At 63.3% G+C, this 18,685-nt stretch carries 18 protein-coding genes; 4 read left to right on the top strand and 14 right to left on the bottom strand.

Annotation, left to right across the window (positions count from 1 at the left end):
* Positions 1-62: 62 nt before the first annotated feature.
* The 4 genes from P3T16_RS20625 to waaA all read left to right on the top strand — a co-directional run bounded on the left by P3T16_RS20625 (position 63) and on the right by waaA (position 5,251).
* A complete protein-coding gene (locus P3T16_RS20625; RefSeq protein WP_429343661.1) occupies positions 63-1,457 on the top strand; it encodes a phosphomannomutase/phosphoglucomutase in 1,395 nt (464 codons plus the stop codon).
* Between the two features lie 269 nt (positions 1,458-1,726).
* Complete coding sequence (gene waaC / locus P3T16_RS20630; protein WP_429259942.1) at positions 1,727-2,728, top strand: lipopolysaccharide heptosyltransferase I; 1,002 nt, start codon at positions 1,727-1,729, stop codon at positions 2,726-2,728.
* A 119-nt stretch (positions 2,729-2,847) separates the two neighbouring features.
* Entirely contained in the window at positions 2,848-3,732 is an 885-nt protein-coding gene (locus P3T16_RS20635; protein WP_429343662.1) for a Kdo hydroxylase family protein, read from the top strand.
* Between the two features lie 172 nt (positions 3,733-3,904).
* Positions 3,905-5,251, top strand: coding sequence for a lipid IV(A) 3-deoxy-D-manno-octulosonic acid transferase (waaA, locus tag P3T16_RS20640; RefSeq protein ID WP_429343663.1), 1,347 nt, complete (start codon positions 3,905-3,907; stop codon positions 5,249-5,251).
* A 56-nt stretch (positions 5,252-5,307) separates the two neighbouring features.
* Here waaA and P3T16_RS20645 read toward each other — a convergent pair whose 3' ends face one another.
* The 14 genes from P3T16_RS20645 to urtC all read right to left on the bottom strand — a co-directional run bounded on the left by P3T16_RS20645 (position 5,308) and on the right by urtC (position 18,685).
* A complete protein-coding gene (locus P3T16_RS20645; RefSeq protein ID WP_429343664.1) occupies positions 5,308-6,834 on the bottom strand; it encodes a glycosyltransferase family 39 protein in 1,527 nt (508 codons plus the stop codon).
* A gap of 33 nt (positions 6,835-6,867) precedes the next feature.
* On the bottom strand, positions 6,868-7,260 hold the full coding sequence (locus P3T16_RS20650) for a GtrA family protein (RefSeq protein WP_429259938.1): 393 nt from the start codon (positions 7,258-7,260) through the stop codon (positions 6,868-6,870).
* A complete protein-coding gene (locus tag P3T16_RS20655) occupies positions 7,257-8,219 on the bottom strand; it encodes a glycosyltransferase family 2 protein (RefSeq protein WP_429343665.1) in 963 nt (320 codons plus the stop codon). The genes P3T16_RS20650 and P3T16_RS20655 overlap by 4 nt, the downstream gene beginning before the upstream one ends.
* A 138-nt stretch (positions 8,220-8,357) precedes the next feature.
* Positions 8,358-8,999 (bottom strand): urease accessory protein UreG, encoded by a 642-nt coding sequence (gene ureG, locus P3T16_RS20660; RefSeq protein ID WP_429259936.1) that lies wholly within the window; start codon positions 8,997-8,999, stop codon positions 8,358-8,360.
* Between the two features lie 12 nt (positions 9,000-9,011).
* Positions 9,012-9,692 carry an urease accessory protein UreF gene (locus P3T16_RS20665; RefSeq protein ID WP_429259960.1) on the bottom strand — a complete coding sequence of 227 codons (681 nt, stop codon included), beginning with the start codon at positions 9,690-9,692 and terminating at the stop codon, positions 9,012-9,014.
* Positions 9,679-10,332: an urease accessory protein UreE gene (gene ureE, locus P3T16_RS20670; protein ID WP_429343666.1), complete on the bottom strand. Its 654-nt coding sequence runs from the start codon at positions 10,330-10,332 to the stop codon at positions 9,679-9,681. Before ureE ends, P3T16_RS20665 begins: the two co-directional genes overlap by 14 nt.
* A 7-nt stretch (positions 10,333-10,339) precedes the next feature.
* A complete protein-coding gene (gene ureC, locus P3T16_RS20675; protein WP_429343667.1) occupies positions 10,340-12,046 on the bottom strand; it encodes an urease subunit alpha in 1,707 nt (568 codons plus the stop codon).
* A 67-nt stretch (positions 12,047-12,113) separates the two neighbouring features.
* Entirely contained in the window at positions 12,114-12,419 is a 306-nt protein-coding gene (locus P3T16_RS20680; protein ID WP_429343668.1) for an urease subunit beta, read from the bottom strand.
* Positions 12,420-12,429: 10 nt separating this feature from the next.
* A complete protein-coding gene (gene ureA, locus P3T16_RS20685) occupies positions 12,430-12,732 on the bottom strand; it encodes an urease subunit gamma (protein WP_429259959.1) in 303 nt (100 codons plus the stop codon).
* 147 nt (positions 12,733-12,879) lie between these two features.
* Positions 12,880-13,683, bottom strand: coding sequence for a transporter substrate-binding domain-containing protein (locus P3T16_RS20690; protein ID WP_429343669.1), 804 nt, complete (start codon positions 13,681-13,683; stop codon positions 12,880-12,882).
* Positions 13,684-13,970: 287 nt separating this feature from the next.
* Positions 13,971-14,852, bottom strand: a complete 882-nt coding sequence (locus tag P3T16_RS20695; protein ID WP_429343670.1) for an urease accessory protein UreD — start codon at positions 14,850-14,852, stop codon at positions 13,971-13,973.
* Positions 14,853-15,151: 299 nt separating this feature from the next.
* Positions 15,152-15,844: an urea ABC transporter ATP-binding subunit UrtE gene (gene urtE / locus P3T16_RS20700; protein WP_429343671.1), complete on the bottom strand. Its 693-nt coding sequence runs from the start codon at positions 15,842-15,844 to the stop codon at positions 15,152-15,154.
* 793 nt (positions 15,845-16,637) lie between these two features.
* Positions 16,638-17,504, bottom strand: coding sequence for an urea ABC transporter ATP-binding protein UrtD (urtD, locus tag P3T16_RS20705; RefSeq protein ID WP_429259929.1), 867 nt, complete (start codon positions 17,502-17,504; stop codon positions 16,638-16,640).
* On the bottom strand, positions 17,504-18,685 hold the full coding sequence (gene urtC, locus P3T16_RS20710) for an urea ABC transporter permease subunit UrtC (RefSeq protein ID WP_429343672.1): 1,182 nt from the start codon (positions 18,683-18,685) through the stop codon (positions 17,504-17,506). The genes urtD and urtC overlap by 1 nt, the downstream gene beginning before the upstream one ends.

The raw sequence follows: 18,685 nt of genomic DNA on the forward strand, positions 1-18,685 counted from the left end.
AAGTCACAGTGATGACGCAGAACGCCAGTCAAATTTCTCCATTGCACGCAAGTGAGCCATCCATGATCTCCAAATCGATTTTCAAGGCCTATGATATTCGCGGTGTGATCGGCAAGACGCTGGACACCGACGCAGCCCGTTCGATAGGTCGCGCGTTCGGCAGCGAAGTGCGTGCGCAGGGCGGCGATGCCGTCGTGGTCGCGCGTGACGGACGTCTGTCGGGCCCGGATCTCATCGCAGCACTGTCGGACGGCCTGCGTGCGGCCGGCGTCGATGTCGTGAACGTCGGCATGGTGCCGACGCCCGTCGGCTACTTCGCGGCCAGCGTGCCGCTGAAGCTCGCGGGCGGCGAGCGGCGCGTCGATTCGTGCATCGTCGTGACCGGCAGCCACAATCCGCCCGACTACAACGGCTTCAAGATGGTCCTGCGCGGCGCGGCCATCTATGGCGAGCAGATCCTGGCGCTGCATCAGCGCATCGTCGACGACAACTTCTCCGAGGGCAGCGGTACGTATGCCGATTACGATATCGAGGATGCTTACCTCGAACGCATCGCGAGCGACATCAAGCTGACGCGGCCGCTAAAGATCGTCGTCGATACGGGCAACGGCGTGGCGGGCGGTCTCGCGCCGAAGCTGTTCAGGAAGCTCGGCTGCGAACTCGTGGAGCTGTTCACGGAGATCGACGGCAACTTCCCGAACCACCACCCGGACCCGGCACACCCGGAAAACCTGCAGGACGTGATCCGCGCGCTGAAGGAAACCGACGCCGAAATCGGCTTTGCGTTTGATGGCGACGGCGACCGTCTGGGCGTCGTGACCAAAGACGGCCAGATCATCTATCCGGACCGTCAGCTGATGCTGTTCGCTGAAGAAGTGCTGTCCCGCAACAAGGGCGCGCAGATCATCTATGACGTGAAGTGCACGCGCAATCTCGCGAAGTGGGTGCGCGAGAAGGGCGGCGAGCCGCTGATGTGGAAGACGGGCCACTCGCTCGTGAAGGCGAAGCTGCGTGAAACCGGCGCGCCGCTCGCGGGTGAAATGAGCGGCCACGTGTTCTTCAAGGACCGCTGGTACGGTTTCGACGACGGCCTGTACACCGGCGCACGTCTGCTGGAAATCCTCTCGCGCGTGAAGGATCCAAGCAAGCTGCTGAACAGCCTGCCGAATTCGCATTCCACGCCGGAACTGCAACTGAAGCTGGAAGAAGGCGAGAACTTCGAACTGATCGGCCGCCTGCAGCAAAGCGCGCAGTTCACCGGCGCGGACGATGTCGTGAAGATCGACGGCCTGCGCGTCGAGTATCCGGACGGCTTTGGCCTCGCGCGCTCGTCGAATACGACGCCGGTCGTCGTGATGCGCTTCGAAGCGGATAACGACGCGGCGCTCAAGCGGATTCAGGAAGATTTCCGCCGCGTGATCCTCGCGGAGAAGCCGGACGCAAAATTGCCGTTCTAACGGTCAGACGGGCGGCATGGCGGGCGGGTTGCACCCCTCCCGCGATGACACCGCCGTCGGACGCGGCGCGTGGCGGGAGCCATTGCGCCGCGTTTTTATGTGTTCTGCCCGCGTTTGCGTGGCAACGTGCCCGGACGTTTGCTCCAGCCGTTCGGCCTCGCTGTCCGGCCTCGACGCACGGCAGAGACTTATCCCGGAATCGGCGCCGGTCGCGATAGAATTGCGGTCCCATTCACGCATCTTCGAGCCGCTTTGCCGGTATTTATCACTTGAGCGTACAAAAGATCCTGATCGTGCGGGTGTCGTCGCTCGGCGACGTCGTCCACAACATGCCGGTGATTGCCGATATCCGTCGCCGGTATCCCGATGCGCAGATCGACTGGCTCGTCGAAGAAAGCTTTATTGAGCTGGTGCAGCTCGTCGACGGCGTGCGCCGCGCGATTCCGTTTTCGCTGCGCCGCTGGCGCAAGCGTCTGTTTTCGCTCGATAACTGGCGCGAGATCGGCGCATTCCGCCGCGCGCTCGCCGCCGAAAAATACGATCTGGTGATCGACTGCCAGGGGCTCATCAAGACCGCGTGGGTCGCCAGCTGGGCGCGTGGGCCGCTCGTCGGCCTCGCGAACCGCACCGACGGCGCCGGCTTCGAATGGCCGGTGCGCTTTTTCTACGACCAGCGTGTGCCGATCCCGCCGCGCACGCACGTTGTCGAACGCACGCGCCAGCTGGTGGCGGGCGCGCTCGGCGAACCCGCGCCGCAACCCACCGACGACATCGACTTCGGCCTCGACACGCGGCGCGCGGCACTGGCGCTCTCAGCGCTCGGGCTGAACCTGCCGGTGCCGTATGTGGTGTTCGTGCACGCCACCTCACGCACCGACAAGCAGTGGCCCGATACCGCGTGGATCGAGCTGGGCCAGTCGCTGGTGCGACGTGGCGCGTCGATCGTGCTGCCGTGGGGCAGCGACGCCGAGCGCGAGACGAGCGAGCGGCTCGCACGCGAATTCGGCGCGGCGGCCATCGTGCCGCCGAGGTTGTCGCTGCCGGCGGTGGTTGGGCTGATCGACGGCGCAGCGGCGACGGTTGGCGTTGACACAGGTCTAGTTCACATCGCGGCGGCGCTGAAACGGCCGACGGTCGAGTTGTACAATTTTGCCACCGCGTGGCGTACCGGCGGCTACTGGTCGCCGAACGTCGTCAATCTCGGCACGGCCGGCCAGCCGCCGACGCTCCAGCAGGTGAAATCCGCGCTGGCCGGTTTCGGACTGCTTTGAGGTTGCGGGGCGGGTTGCGTTGGGGAATCACACGAAACGTATTCCCTGACGGCTACCCGGTTGCAGCCACCCGCCGCGCCACGAACACGCTATGCACCACCCGCTTCAAAAGGGCGACCATGAACGAATCCCAGATCATCGAAGTCGCATCTGCCGACTGGCAGGGACTCAACCTGTCCGTTCCGCGCGAGACGCTGCTCGCAGGTGTCGAGCGCGGCAAGGTGCTGTATTTCCCGAACCTGCGCTTTGCGATCGAAGGCGGCGAGCAGGCGCTGCTTGACCCGGCGATCGCCGATCCGAAGCGCAAGAACATCAGCCTCGAACCGAACGGCGGCGCGTTGCACGGCGTGCTCGGCGATGCGGTGGCGCAATCGGCGGTGCGTGCGCTGATCGCGCGGTATCAGTCGAATGCGCGCACGCTCGTCGATGGGCTGTTCCCCGAATACGACGGCAAGCTGCGCGTCGCGCCGACCAGTCTGCGTCTGCATCGGGTGGAAACGCGCCAGACGTCGTGGCGCAAGGACGACAGCCGTCTGCACGTCGACGCCTTCCCGTCGCGGCCCAACTATGGCGAACGGATCCTGCGCGTCTTCACGAACGTGAATCCGCATGGCGCGCCGCGCGTGTGGCGCGTCGGCGAACCGTTCGAGGATATGGCGAAGCGCTTCCTGCCAAAGATCAAGCCGCAGATGCCCGGTTCCGCCTGGCTGCAGCATCTGCTGCACGTCACCAAATCGCCGCGCAGCGAGTACGACCATCTGATGCTGAACCTGCACGACGGCATGAAAGCCGACCTCGACTATCAGAAGGCCAGTCCGCAGGAAACGATGCCGTTTCCGCCGGGCAGCGTGTGGGTGTGTTTTTCGGATCAGACGTCGCACGCTGTGATGTCCGGCCAGTTCATGCTCGAGCAGACATTCTTCCTGCCGGTCAAGGCGATGGCGCAGCCGGAGTGCGCGCCGCTTGGCATCCTCGAGCGCCTGAAGGGCAGGGCGCTGGTTTGAGCGCGGCTCTTCGCGCGTCGCGCCCGGTGTTTCGCCCGGTTTTTCTCCCGGGTTTGCTCCGCTACGTTCGCGTCGGCGTTCGCCCAGGCGTTCTGCCCGGCGATTGCCCTGGCGATTGCCCTGGCGATTGCCTCGGCGTCCGCCTCTGCGCTCCCGTCCGCATGGAGGCGGGATGCTGAGAGTCATCTATAACGCGCTCTGGTGGATCGTCGCGCCGCTGGCGGTCTTGCGGCTCCTGATCCGCTCGCGTCGCGAGCACGGTTATCGCGAGCATATCGGCGAACGCTTCGGCCGCACGCGTGGACGCCGTCCCGATGACGATGCACCGTTGATCTGGGTGCACGCAGTATCGGTGGGCGAGACACGCGCCGCGCAGCCGCTGATCGAAGCGCTGCTCAACGCGCGTCCTGACGCGCGCATTCTCCTCACGCACATGACGCCGAGCGGTCGCGCGACCGGCGAGCAGATTTTCGGCGACCGGGTGCTGCGCAGCTATCTGCCGTACGACATGCCGCATGCCGTGCGACGCTTCCTGCGCGCATGGCGGCCATCGATCGGCGTTGTGATGGAAACCGAAGTGTGGCCGACACTGATCGACGAATGCCGTCGCGCCGATGTACCGCTCGTGCTCACCAATGCGCGGATGTCGGCGCGTTCATTCAAACGCGCGGCGAAGTTCGGCAAGGCGACGCGCGAGGTGTTCGGCGGCTTTGCACGCGTGCTGGCGCAAAGTCCTTCGGACGCTGAACGTTTGACGGCGCTCGGCGCGCGCAACGTCGCCGTGCTGGGCAACCTCAAGTTCGATATGGCGACGCCGCCCGAACTCGCGGCTCGCGGACATGCGTGGCGCGCGGCAATCGGCACGCGCCCGGTGTGGGTCGCGGCGAGCACGCGCGAGGGCGAAGAGGCGCTGGTGCTGCAGGCGTTCGCGGCGCTCGGCGTCGCAGATGCGCTGCTGGTTCTGGTGCCGCGTCATCCGCAGCGCTTCGATGAAGTGGCTGCGCTGGCGGAGAAAACGGGCCTGCGTTGCGAGCGTCGATCGAAGTGGGCGCCGGCAGGTGCGGCGGCGAGCCCCGTGGGTTCAGCGCAGACCATTCCGGCGTTGCCCGGCGACGTCACCGTGCTGCTCGGCGATTCGATGGGCGAACTGGGTGCTTACTATGCCGCGTCCGATCTGGCGTTTATCGGTGGCAGTCTGTTGCCGCTTGGCGGACAGAATCTGATCGAAGCCTGCGCGGTCGGTGTGCCCGTGCTGATCGGGCCGCACGTGTTCAACTTCACGCAGGCGACCGCCGACGCGGTCGCCGCGGGTGCGGCGGTGCAGGTGCAGGATCCGGCCGATCTTGCGCGGGTGTTGCGTGAGCTCTTCGAAGACCGTTCGCGACGTATCGCGATGGGCGGTGCGGCGTCGGCGTTTGCCGCGCGTCATCGGGGCGCGACGGCGCGCACGGTGGATGTGCTGACCACGCTTTTACCGGACGAACGCGACCGGGCTGACCCTGCATTGGTGACCGCATAGTGAGCGCATTAGCCACCGTATCGACGCCGGCCTTTATGCCGGCGTCGAAGCACTAGCTACCGCGTGCGCGGCATCACCAGAAACATCTCATAGGTGCGTTCCGGCAACGACATACCCCATGCGTGCTTTCTCACGCTCAGCGGCACAGGTTGCGTCCCGCTGAGCGCGTGCGATTCCCGCAGGCAGGCGGTGTCGTTCTGTTCACAGACCAGCAGCGCGCCGAGGCTGGTCAGATCGTCCTTTACCAGCCACGGTGTGGAGCGCGGCTCGTCGATATTCCAGAACCGTGTGTGGCCGTCGCTATAGAAGGCAATCGACTGGGCCTCGTGAACCGAGCCGCCGACGATCGGCAGATCCTGCCCCGTGCGCTCGCGCCACGCGGCGTGAGCGGCGCTGGCCAGTTCGGCACGCGGGTCGACGGCGCTGTCGCCGTGTTTCCTCGCGTCGAGATACCCGACGGTCGCGGACGCGACCAGAACCAGCGCCCAGTAGACGCAGAGCATGCGAACCGCTCGCGCAGGCGCGAGTTTGATGCCTGCGTGATCGAGAATCGCGAGCCACAGCGGAACAATCGCAAACCACTGCGCCATGCCCCACACCGAAGACATCTGTGTTTTGGCCAGCACGGCCATCACGCCGACGACGATCCACGGGCCCATCGCGAGACACCACAACTCGGGATGCAGCGACGGTTTGACGACACCTTGCACCATCAATTTTGCTGCGCGGCGGCGTTCGGCCGGAACCAGAAGCAGCACGAATCCGAAGCTCAGCACCAGATAGCCGATCTGCGCGAGCGTGTAGATGCCAAACCGGCCGACCGCATCCCACAGCATCCCGCCGGTGCGCTCGGACGCGTATCCGAAGGTGGGGAAGTGGTTCAACACGAGCCACCGCACATGCGCGAACAACGCGACGACGCCGCCGGCGGCCACCCAAAGTGAGCGCAGGCTCAATGTCCTCGCGCGCCAGGCGGGCCGCGCGAGCGCAGCGCCGAGCAGTGCGACGAGCAGCACGACGGAGAAGTACTTCCCGAGTATCGCAAGACCCGCGAACAGGCCGAGTGCGAACGCCCACCGCCTGCCGCCCGACTGCATGAAGCGGACGAAGAAATACGCGGTCCAGGGCCACACGGACAGCAGCACGGCATTCGCATTGAATTTGATCGCGAGATTCGTATAGAGCGGCGAGACGGCCATCGCGAGGCCTGCCACGATCGCGAGCCGCCACGGCATAAAGCGTCTTCCCAGCGCCACGATGCCGAGCAACCCGATGAGCGCGTTGATTGCCGAGAGCGCGAAGTAGGCGAGATCAGTGTGCGGCGCGATGCTGAACCACGCAGCGGTAATCCACGCAAAGAGCGGCGGATGCTTCACATAGCCAGCCTGCCATTCGATGCCCCACGCATAGTTCTCGACCATGTCGCCCTGGAAATCCAGATTGCCTCGCGACAGCCAGGCGGCAAATGTCCAGACCACTGCGTGCACCAGCAACAGCGACAAAAACCGCACGCTGCTGGATTGAGCGAGGGTGCCGTTTGATCGATCGGACGTCCGATCATGGGAAGCGAATAGTTCAGCCATGAGTCATGCTCGATGTAATGGGCGCGTTCGACTTCACGCCGGTTGTCTCCTGAACGCCCATATCGAGTTCGCGACGTACGTTGTCGCCAGGACGCAGACGGTTGCCGCGCATTGCGCAAGCAGATACGGCACGCTCAGCCAGTGCGCGAGCAGGAACATGCACACGCTGTTGACCGCGATGCCAGCCGCAGCCACAGCGAAAAACCGTGGCGCGATATGCACGTGCCGCCCGGAACTTCTGAACGTCAAGTGGTAGTTGAGGACGTAGTTGACGATGGCGCCGAAGACGGCACCGATGCCCGATGCGGTGACGGCGCCCAGCATCTTCGTCGATACGAGCGCGAACAGCACCACATACTGGACGCCTGTACCTGTCGCACCGACGCATACGTAAGCGCAGAACCGGAGAAATCTGCGCTGCGTCATGTGTCGGATTGCTGGTAAATTTTCCGGATGATGTACACGGGGCGACGCTTGGTCTCCACGTACATCCGTCCAATGTATTCACCGATCACGCCGATGCCGATGAGTTGCACACCGCCCAGAAAGAGCACGGCGGTAATGATCGACGCATAGCCCGGAATGTCCACGCCGCGAATCAGCGTGCGCAGGATCAGATAGCCCGAATAGAGCATCGCGAAGGCAGCCGTGAAGCCGCCGATATACGTCCAGATGCGCAGCGGCAGCGTGCTGAAGCTGGTCATGCCTTCCAGCGCGAAATTCCAGAGCTTCCAGCCGGAGAACTTCGTTTTGCCGGCGGCGCGCGGGCGGCGCGAATACTCGATCTCCGCGGTCCTGAAGCCGATCCACGCGAAGAGGCCCTTCATGAAGCGGCGGTTTTCGGGCAACTGCTTGAGGGCGTCGACGGCAGGCCGCGACATCAGGCGAAAATCGCCGGCATTCACGGGGATCTTGATGTCGGAGATCGCGTTGTGCACGCGATAGAACAGCGCCGCGCTGTTGCGTTTCGCATAGCTGTCAGTCTGGCGCTCGGACCGCTTTGCGAGCACCACGTCATAGCCTTCGCGCCATTTGTCGACCATCGCCGGAATCGCTTCCGGCGGATCCTGCAGGTCTGCGTCAAACGGGATGACCGCCTCGCCCATGGCCGCGTCGATCCCCGCGGTCATGGCCGCTTCCTTGCCGAAATTGCGGGACAGGTCGATTACCTTGATGCGCGGGTCATCCGCACATGCCGCAAGCAGGTGATCAAGTGTTGAATCGGTACTGCCATCATTGACGCAGACAATTTCGTAGTCGGCGTGCGCAATATTGCGCAGAACCGGGCTTACTTCACGAAAGAATGCATCGACGACCTCCGACTCGTTATAAAAGGGCACGACGAGCGAAATCAGATCTTTCGCGCCCGGACTCCGAGGGATCATCTTGTCGTTGGGGAAAGGCCGTAATGTTATAAGGTGGTGCGATCAGTCTCTCGAACACGATCTGCCAGTTGCCCCGTGGCGAGCGAGAGTCAACGCGCATTCTAACATTTGCAACACTTTTGCCTTTCCGCGCGGCGCCTACACCGTAAGCAGGCCCTTTTTCTCAATAAATGCGATCACGTCGGCGAGTCCGTCGAGCGCCTTCAGATTGGACATAACGAATGGCCGTTCGCCGCGCATCTTCTTCGCATCCGACGCCATCACCTCCAGATTGGCACCGACCATCGGCGCGAGATCCGTCTTGTTGATCACGAGCAGATCCGACTTCGTGATCCCCGGGCCGCCCTTGCGCGGAATTTTTTCGCCGCCGGCGACGTCGATCACGTAGATCGTCAGGTCCGACAGTTCCGGGCTGAAGGTTGCCGCGAGATTGTCGCCGCCTGATTCGATGAACACGATGTCCGCGTCGGGGAAGCGCTTCAGCATCCGGTCGACGGCTTCCAGGTTGATCGAGGCGTCTTCGCGGATCGCCGTGTGCGGGCAGCCGCCCGTCTCGACGCCCATGATGCGCTCGGCCGGCAGCGCGCCCGCGACGGTCAGGAGACGCTGGTCTTCCTTCGTGTAGATATCGTTGGTGATCGCGACGAGGTCGTAGCGCTCGCGCATCGCCTTGCAGAGCATTTCGAGCAGCGTGGTCTTGCCGGAACCGACCGGGCCGCCGACGCCGACGCGCAGCGGAGGCAGTTTCTTCGTACGTTGAGCAGGATGAGATGCGTTCATGTCTGGATAAGCTTATGAGCGGAAGAGCCGCGAATACTGTGACTCGTGCCGCGCCGACAGAATGCCGAGTTGCGGCGCGAAGGTGTTGATATCGTCGGGTGACGTGGCGAGCGTGCGTGCCACGGCTTCATCGATGAGATCGCGTAGCGCGACGATGATGCGTTGCCCCGCGAGTTGTCCGAGCGGTACGGCTTTCAACGCAGCGGCGGCCTGATTCTCGACCCAGCTGAAGGCGTAGGCGGCGAGGGCGGCGTCTGTGGCCGCGTCGTGGGCCCATGCGGCGTAGGCGAATGCAGTGGGTTGCGCGACGGGCGTCATCGAAGCGAGTGTCGCGCGCCGCGCAGCGTCGCCCCATTCGAGCGATGCGCACAGCTGCCTGAGCGACCAGCCCATCTGCTCCGTCTCGCGACGAAGCTCCGCTGATTCGCGGCTCGCGAGATAGTGCGAATTTGCTTCGATGAGCGCGGCGACGTGGTGCGAACGCCAGCGTTCGATCTGATGCGCGAGAAACGGCAATTCGCCGCGTGCGAGCACGGTGGTGAGGCCGCTTGCGATCCAGTCGCGCGCGCTGTCGGCATCGGTCACGAGTTGCGCTTCGATCGCCGCTTCAAGACCCTGTGAATAGCTGAACGCACCGATCGGCAACGCCGGTGACGCAAGATGCAGCAGCGCCGTGAGTTCAGCGATGCGCATGGTGATGATGCGCGTGGCCGCAATTGCTGTGGTCGTGGTCGTCGTCGTGCGGGTGATCGTGCGGGTGATCGTGCGAATGCGAGTGGCCGTGATCGTGCGGCCGATCGTGCGAATGGTCATGCCCGTGGTGCTCATCGAACACCTGCTGCGCGATCGCGTAGTCTTCGGCGAAGGTCTCGTCGTGACCGTGCTTGTGACCGCCGCCATACGCGCCCGTTTCCGGCTGGAACGGCATCGATACCTGATCGACCGATGTGCCGAGACGCTTGAGCATATCCGCGAGCACAGGATCGAATTCGAGCTTCAGGAAATCGTCGCCGATTTCGACGGGCGTGTGGCGATTGCCGAGGTGATACGCAGCGCGCGTCAGCGTTAAACGATCGGGCGCACGCACGTACAGCACTTCTTCGGCTGCGGCCACCACGCGCACCAGCGCGCCATCCTGCGCGACCAGCACATCGCCGTCGCGCAGCACCGTGCCGCGCGCAAGCACTAGCGCGACTTCTTCGCCATTGTCGAGCGTCGCCGCGAGACGGCTTTTACAGCGTGCATCGAACGCGAGCGTCAAGGTCGGCGCGCGCTTCACCAGCACGGCGGCAAGCTTGATGTGCGGGTCGATGCGTTTATCGATAGTGCGCATCTGGGCTCTAAAAGAGAAAGTAGCGTTGTGCCATCGGCAGAACGGTCGCGGGTTCGCAGGTCAGCAACTGGCCGTCCGCGACCACTTCGTAGGTTTCCGGGTCGACGGTAATCGCCGGCCTCCACGCATTGTGGATCATGTCGGCTTTTGTGATGTTACGGCAGTTCTTGACCGCGACAATGCGTTTGTTCAGACCATAACGCCCGGCGACGCCCGCGTCGGCGGCCATCTGCGAGACGAATGTGAGCGACGTACGTCCCAGCGCGCCACCACGCGTCGCGAACATGTCGCGGTAATGCACGGGCTGCGGCGTCGGAATCGATGCATTCGGGTCGCCCATCTGCGCCATCGCGATCATGCCACCCTTGAGAATCAGCGAAGGCTTGATGCCGAAAAATGCCGGCTCCCAGAACACGAGGTCGGCCCACTTGCCCGGCTCGATCGAACCGACCTCATGCGCGATGCCGTGCGTAATCGCCGGGTTGATCGTGTACTTCGCGACATAACGTTTCGCGCGGAAGTTGTCGTTGCGTGCGGTGTCTTCAGCCAGCGCGCCGCGTTGCACTTTCATCTTGTGCGCCGTTTGCCACGTGCGGATGATCACTTCGCCGACGCGTCCCATCGCCTGCGAATCCGACGACAACATCGACAGCGCGCCGAGATCGTGCAGGATGTCTTCAGCCGCAATCGTCTCGCGACGGATGCGCGATTCGGCGAACGCGATGTCTTCCGCAATCGAAGGGTCCAGGTGATGGCACACCATCAGCATGTCGAGATGCTCGTCGAGCGTATTGACGGTGTACGGACGCGTCGGATTCGTCGAAGACGGCAGCACGTTCGCTTCGCCGCAGACCTTGATGATGTCCGGTGCGTGACCGCCGCCCGCGCCTTCGGTGTGATACGTGTGGATCGTACGGCCCTTGAACGCGGCGACGGTCGCTTCGACGAAGCCCGCTTCGTTCAGGGTGTCCGTATGAATCGCGACCTGCGTGTCGGTGTCGTCCGCCACCGAAAGACAGTTGTCGATCGCGGCCGGCGTGGTGCCCCAGTCTTCGTGCAGTTTCAGGCCAATTGCACCCGCGGCGATCTGTTCGACGGCAGGCGCAGGCTGGCTCACGTTGCCCTTGCCGAGAAAGCCGAGATTCATCGGATATCCATCGGCGGCTTGCAGCATGCGTTCGAGATGCCACGGACCCGGCGTACACGTCGTCGCGTTCGTGCCCGTTGCGGGACCCGTGCCGCCGCCGAGCATCGTCGTGACGCCGCTCGCGAGCGCTTCGTCGATCTGCTGCGGGCTGATGAAGTGGATGTGTGTATCGATGCCGCCCGCCGTCACGATCATCCCTTCGCCGGCGATCACTTCCGTGGCTGCGCCGATCGCGATCGTCACGCCCGGCTGGATGTCCGGATTGCCCGCCTTGCCGATCGCCGCGATGCGGCCATTCCTGATGCCGATGTCAGCCTTGACGATGCCCCAGTGGTCGAGGATCACCGCGTTCGTGACGACGGTATCGACGACGTCCGCATGGACGCGTTGCGACTGGCCCATGCCGTCGCGGATCACCTTGCCGCCGCCGAATTTCACTTCTTCGCCGTAGGTCGTGAAGTCGCGTTCGACTTCGATCAGCAGTTCGGTATCGGCGAGGCGGACGCGGTCGCCGGTCGTGGGGCCGAACATCTCTGCGTATGCGCGGCGGCCAATGCGTAATGTCATGGTGTGAGTCCGGAAATGATCGGTGCGATGGTCGGGCTGAAGTGTCGATAACGCGTCATGCCGCGCGTCAAAGCTTGCCCATCACCTTGCCGTTGAAACCGTAGACGATGCGGTCACCCGCCAGTTCGACCAGTTCGACGGTGCGCTCCTGGCCAGGCTCGAAGCGCACGGCGGTGCCGGCCGCGATGTTCAGGCGAAAGCCGCGCGCCGCTTCGCGATCGAACGCGAGCGCCGCGTTGACCTCATAAAAGTGATAGTGCGAGCCGATCTGCACCGGACGGTCGCCGGTATTCGATACCGTGACGGTGATCGTCGGGCGGCCCGCGTTCAGTTCGTGCTCACCTTCGTCGATGAGTAGTTCGCCGGGGATCATGCGGGCTCCTTCACGGGATCGGATGATGGACGGTCACGAGTTTCGTACCGTCGGGAAACGTGGCTTCCACCTGGATATCGGGAATCATCTCCGGCACGCCTTCCATCACATCGTCGCGCGAGAGGAGCGTGGTGCCGTAGTGCATCACTTCGGCGACGGTCTTGCCGTCGCGCGCCGCTTCCATCAATGCGGCTGAAATGAACGCGACGGCTTCCGGATAGTTCAGTTTCAGGCCGCGTGCACGGCGCCGCTCAGCGAGCAGCGCGGCGGTGAAGATCAGGAGCTTGTCCTTTTCGCGTGGTGTCAGCTTCATCGGATAGGCAGGAAAGCGAGCCCGCGCCATGACGCGGGCTCTGGTGGTCGGTCAGTGTTGTCCTACGCTGTGCGGCGGTGCGTGCAACGTCAGCGACGCACAGTAACGCCCAACCGCGCAACTTGACAAGCTGAACTAACGCGCGGCTTACAGATCAGTCGGCAGCGTGGCGCCAAACCACTTCTTCGACATCGTGTTGAGCGTGCCATCCTGCTTCGCCGCTGCGATGGCCGCGTCGACCTTTTGTTGCAGACGCGCTTCGCCCTTGTTCAGGCCGACATAGCACGGCGAGTTCTTGATGACGAACTTCGGCTCCGGACGACGCGGCGGATTCTTCGAGAGGATCGACGCCGCGACGATGTTGCCGGCCGCGATCAGCTGCACCTGGCCCGACAGAAACGCAGCGATGGTCGCGTTGTTGTCTTCGAAGCGCTTGATGGTGGCGTTTGGCGCCATCTGCGTGAGGGCGACTTCTTCGAGCGCGCCGCGCGTGGCGCCGACGGTCTTGCCGGTGAGATCGGCCGGGCTGCTGACCTTGATGTCGGCCGGGCCGAACACGCCTTGATAGTACGGCGCGTAGGCGGTGGAGAAATCGATGACCTTCTCGCGCTCCGGCGTCTTGCCGAGCGACGAGATTACGAGATCGACCTTGCTGGTCTGCAGATACGGGATGCGGTTCGCGCTGTTCACCGGCACGAGTTCGAGCTTCACGTTCATCGACTTCGCGAGCAGTGCGGCGGTGTCGATGTCATAGCCTTGCGGTTTCATGTCCGGGCCGACCGAACCGAACGGCGGATAGTCTTCCGGCACGGCGACCTTGAGGGTGCCCGATTTCGTGATGTTGTCGAGTGCATCCGCGTGAGCGGCGGGCGCGATGAAGGCGAGGGCGGGTGAAACCAGCAGCGCGGCGAGCCACGCGCGACGCGTACGGCGGACGATTGGTTGGGTCATGTGGTTTTTCATGGGCGTGTAGTCCGGCGAGCCGGTCGGTTGCCGTCGAGAATGCGGCAGCATCGAGGCGCTAACCGGAGCAAGCCGTGTGCCATGACGGTGCAGCAAGGGCCGGCGGTAAGGTCAGTGTAGGGTGGCACCAGATCTGGGCGCGTACGGCGAGCGTAGTGCGCCGGTTTGGTGCGTTGTCTGGGCGTGGCGGCCTGGCGGCGGTTGCTTCGTTACCTCGCTGACCTGGCAGGCATCGCGATGCATGCGGATGCGACGCGCAGTGGGGATGCGTACGCCTACGTCGTCCAGATCCGCAGGGGCACGGCTTCTACGCCGTGAACAAGCGGCCGCAGCCGCAGCCAGCAATCGGTCAGCGCACGCTGCAACGTTTCCATCGATCGCGACACCGCCCGCACGAGCAATACGTTTTCGCTGATGCAGGACGCGGCGGCGCGCAGGGTGCCGTCGAACGGGAGCATGGCGGTGAGTGTTTCGGCGAGCGCGTCATTGCAGGCTGGGCCGACGGCCCACAGCGTGCCGTAAGCGGGGAAGCCTGCGAGACCTTGTGGGGAATCGCGCAGCGGATCGGTCGCACAGAGTTGCGCGCGCTCCAGCCATAACAGTTTGCCGTCGCTGCCGACGATACGTGACACCGCGCGCAGCGTGCCTGCCGACCAGCTTTCGCCGGCGGCCTGGCGGCCGAGTTGCGTGGCGTCCCAGCCGAGGGCGGTGGCGCCCTGGGCGAGCGTCAGCGTGAAGTCGAGTTCTGCGTGCGCGTGATCGAAGACGATGTTGTTCTGCGGGAGCCAGTCGAGCTTTGCATTTTCGCCGACGCGGATGTTGATGTGCTGCTGCGCCGGGCGGCCGTTCGACTTGTACCACTTGGTGGCGCCGGGCGTCGTGAGGACGGCGTGGGCGCCGGCATCGAGTGTGACGTCGATGTCGAGGCGATCCCCGCCGGCGACACCGCCCGGCGGATGCACGATGACGGCGTGACAGATCGCGTGGCCTTCGGGATAGAGCGGACGTTGCACGCGCAACGGTCCCTCGTGGCGACGATGCGTCAGCGTCGTGCGTCCGCCGTGCTGCGTGAAGCCGAGTTCGAGTCGCGCATGCCATTCGCGATGGGCGACGGGTTGCGCGCTGGCGAGCGCAGCGTGATTTTCGTGAAGCGACATGCGGCGGATGTTCTGGAGTGGGCGGCGGTTTTGTCGCGTGGCGACTGGCTGTCGACGGATTGTACTGCCGGGCGTGGCTTGTCGCCCTGACGTTGCGGGTGGGTGTCGACCCGATGTCGACCGGACGCGGATGAGGTGCGGATCAGTTGATGACCGGATGGCTCCTCGCGGGGGACTGGCTGGCCCCCAAGACGTCGATCCGGTGGCTATCGGAACGCGCGCGGATTTCGATCAGGTGGCTCGGAACGCGTATGGACGGTGGCACGATCGGAGGCATCAAACGGCGACGACCGGGGCTATCAGACGGCGATCAATGCGCGCACGCCGTCGGCATCCATGTTGGCGCCTTCGCCGCCTGCGACGATTTCACCGCGGCTCATGACCCAGTAGCGGTCGGCGATGGCTTTGGCGAAGTCGTAGTACTGCTCGACGAGGAGCACGGTCAGACCCATTTCTTCGACGAGTTGCCGGAGGGTGCGGCCGATGTCCTGGATGATGGACGGCTGGATACCTTCGGTGGGTTCATCGAGGATGAGGAGTTGCGGATCGCTCATGAGTGCGCGGCCGATGGCGAGTTGTTGCTGCTGACCGCCGGAGAGGTCGCCGCCGCGGCGGGCGCGCATGTCTTTCAGGACCGGGAAGAGGTCATAGATCCTGTCCGGGATTTTTGAAGGGGGTTTTTTGCTCGCTGCGCCGACGAGCAGGTTTTCTTCGACGGTAAGGCGCGGGAAGATGTCGCGGCCTTGTGGCACATATGCTAGTCCTTGCGCTACGCGCGCGTAGGTCGGGAGTCGGGTTAGTGGCGTGTCGCGCCATGCGATCGAGCCGCTCTTTGCCTGGACTGTGCCCATCAGGCATCTCAGTAGTGTTGTCTTGCCGACGCCGTTACGGCCTAACAGGACGGTTAGTTTGCCGTCCGGCACGGTTAGTTTTACATCGCGGAGGATGTGGCTGCCGCCGTAGTACTGGTTTAGTCCGTGGACTTCTAACATTTGGGTTTGCCTCTTCCTGGCTTGCTGTTCGATTTTGCTTTTTGCTTTGGCCTTTCCTTGCTTTGCTTTCGGTCTATTAGCGTCGCCCCTGTGCGGGGCGGCACCTACTTTTCTTTGTCCTTGCCAAAGAAAAGTAGGCAAAAGAAAGGCGCCGAAAACTCGTCCGTTCCCGGGTGTGTCGCTGCCGGGGAATGGCACCCCACGAAGTGTCGCCCCCACACTTCACATTACCTTGGTCCGCGCACGATCCGGTATCCCGCACAATACCCTTCGTGACAAAGCACTCATTCATCCGACTCCGCACTGCGTGCGTCGCCGTTCGGCATAACCGGTCCGGGTGCGCATCTTCGTCAATCATTGCGTCAATAAAAACTGTTATGCCGCGAATGTTAAGGGCAACCATCCGGTGTGCGCCGACGTCCGGCCTTCAGGCGCTGCAGCCAGCATCCACTAATTCCTGCCCGCAAAGCAACCTCCGCGCGCGTTGCCTGACCCAACCGCGACGCACGTAGTGCGGAGCGGGATGAATGACGGCCTTGTCGCGGGCGTTCAAACTCGCGCGGAACTGACCCGTGCGCGGACCCATACCGCGTGAAGCGCGAGGGCGACACTTTATGGGTTGCCATTCCCCTGTGGCGACACACCAGGAGGAACTGAGTTTTCGAGCGCCTTTCTTTTGCCTACTTTTCTTTGGCAAGGACAAAGAAAAGTAGGTGCCGCCCCGCACAGGGGCAACGCCAATAGACCGACATGAACACAAGGAAAGGCCAAAAGACCAAACCTAAAAAAACCACTACCTCCCCAGATACGACTCAATCACCCCTTCATCCCTCTTAACCTCCTCAAGCGAACCATGAGCGAGCACATGGCCCTCAGCCATAACAGTAACCCTCCCGGTATCACCGGAAATCGCCGCAACAAACTCCATATCATGCTCAACAACCATCATCGAACACGTCCCACGCAGCTTGTTAAGCAAAACAGCCAGCTCCATGGTCTCGTCATCAGTCATGCCAGCCGCAGGCTCATCGAGCAACAAAAGCGAAGGCTGCTGCATCAGCAACATCCCGATCTCGAGCCGCTGCTTCTGCCCATGCGACAACTCCCCAGCGAGCCTCCGAGCCTCGCTCTCCAACCGGATCAGCGCCAGCGTCTCCTCAATCCTGGCCTGCGCCTCACGATCGAGCCGCGCCCGCAATGAAGACCACCATCCCTTATCCGTCTTCATCGCCAGCTCAAGGTTCTCCCAAACCGGATGCTGCTCAAACACGGTAGGCTTCTGAAACTTGCGCCCAATGCCCGCACGGGCAATCGACGGCTCATTCATCCGCGTCAGATCAATCGTCTGCCCGAGAAACACCTTGCCCGAATCAGGCGCAGTCTTCCCGGTAATGACGTCCATCATCGTCGTCTTGCCCGCACCATTCGGCCCGATGATGCAGCGCAGTTCGCCCGCATCGATCGACAACGACAGCGAATTCAACGCGCGAAAGCCATCGAAACTGACCGTCACGTCTTCCAGATAAAGAATCACGCCGTGCGACACATCGATCTCGCCAGGCGTGATGACGCTCGCCATCGACGCAACGCCACTCAGCGTCCGGCCACCGTCGAATTCGTCAGGCACAGCAAGATCAGGCACCATCGGGTTCTCATTCATCACGGCTTCCTCCGCCGCACGGCGAGTTCGAGCAGCCCCATGATCCCGTTCGGCAGTAAGAGCGGTACCAGCACGAAAATCGCGCCAAGGAAAAACAGCCAGTATTCCGCGAAATTAGCCGTGAAAAAGCTCTTCGCGCCATTCACCGCAAACGCGCCAATGATCGGTCCGATCAACGTCCCACGTCCGCCAACGGCCACCCAGATCGCCATTTCGATCGAGTTGCCCGGTGACATCTCGCCCGGATTGATAATGCCGACCTGCGGCACATACAGCGCGCCCGCAATCCCGCATAGCACCGCCGATACCGTCCACACAAACAGCTTGTACGCGAGCGGGCTGTAGCCGAGGAACATCAGCCGTGTTTCACCATCGCGCACAGCCGTGACGACGCGTCCAAGCTTCGACGTGACGATCGCCCGCGCGCCGATAAACGCCAGCACGAGTACCGCGAAGGTAATCAGCAGAAGGGCAGCGCGCGTGCCCGGGTGCGTAATCGGAAAGCCCGCAATACGCTTGAAGTCCGTGAAGCCGTTATTGCCGCCGAAACCGGTTTCGTTGCGATAGAACAGCAGCATCGCGGCAAACGTCATCGCCTGCGTGATGATCGAGAGATACACGCCCTTCACGCGCGAGCGGAACGTAAAGAAGCCGAACACCCACGCGATCACGGCCGGCACCAGCACGACCAGCAGCAGCGCATACCAGAAGTGCTGTGTGCCTTCCCAGTACCAGGGCAGCGCGTGCCAGTCGAGGAACACCATGAAGTCAGGCAGATCACTGCCGTATTTGCCCTCGTGGCCGATCGCGCGCATCAGGTACATGCCGATCGCGTAGCCACCCAGCGCAAAGAACAGCGCGTGCCCAAGGCTCAGAATGCCGCAATACCCCCACACGAGATCGAGCGCAAGCGCCGCGATCGCGTAGCACATAAACTTGCCGGAGAGCGTCATGACGTACGCGGACAGATGGAACGCGCTCGTCTCAGGTAACACCAGTGCCGTGAATGGCACGCCCAGCCCGATCGCGATGATCAGCGCAATCAGCGCCTGCCACGCGCGGCGCGACAGCAGCGCGGGCCGCGGCGGCAGGCCCAGCGCAAAGCCGGACAGCGCGGCGCGCCCGTCAGGCGGGTTCGAGCCCGATGGCGAGACCGAAGCGGAAGAAGTCGCGGATGTCAT

Source organism: Paraburkholderia sp. GAS42, assembly GCF_050436565.1.
Classification (GTDB): Bacteria; Pseudomonadota; Gammaproteobacteria; order Burkholderiales; family Burkholderiaceae; genus Paraburkholderia.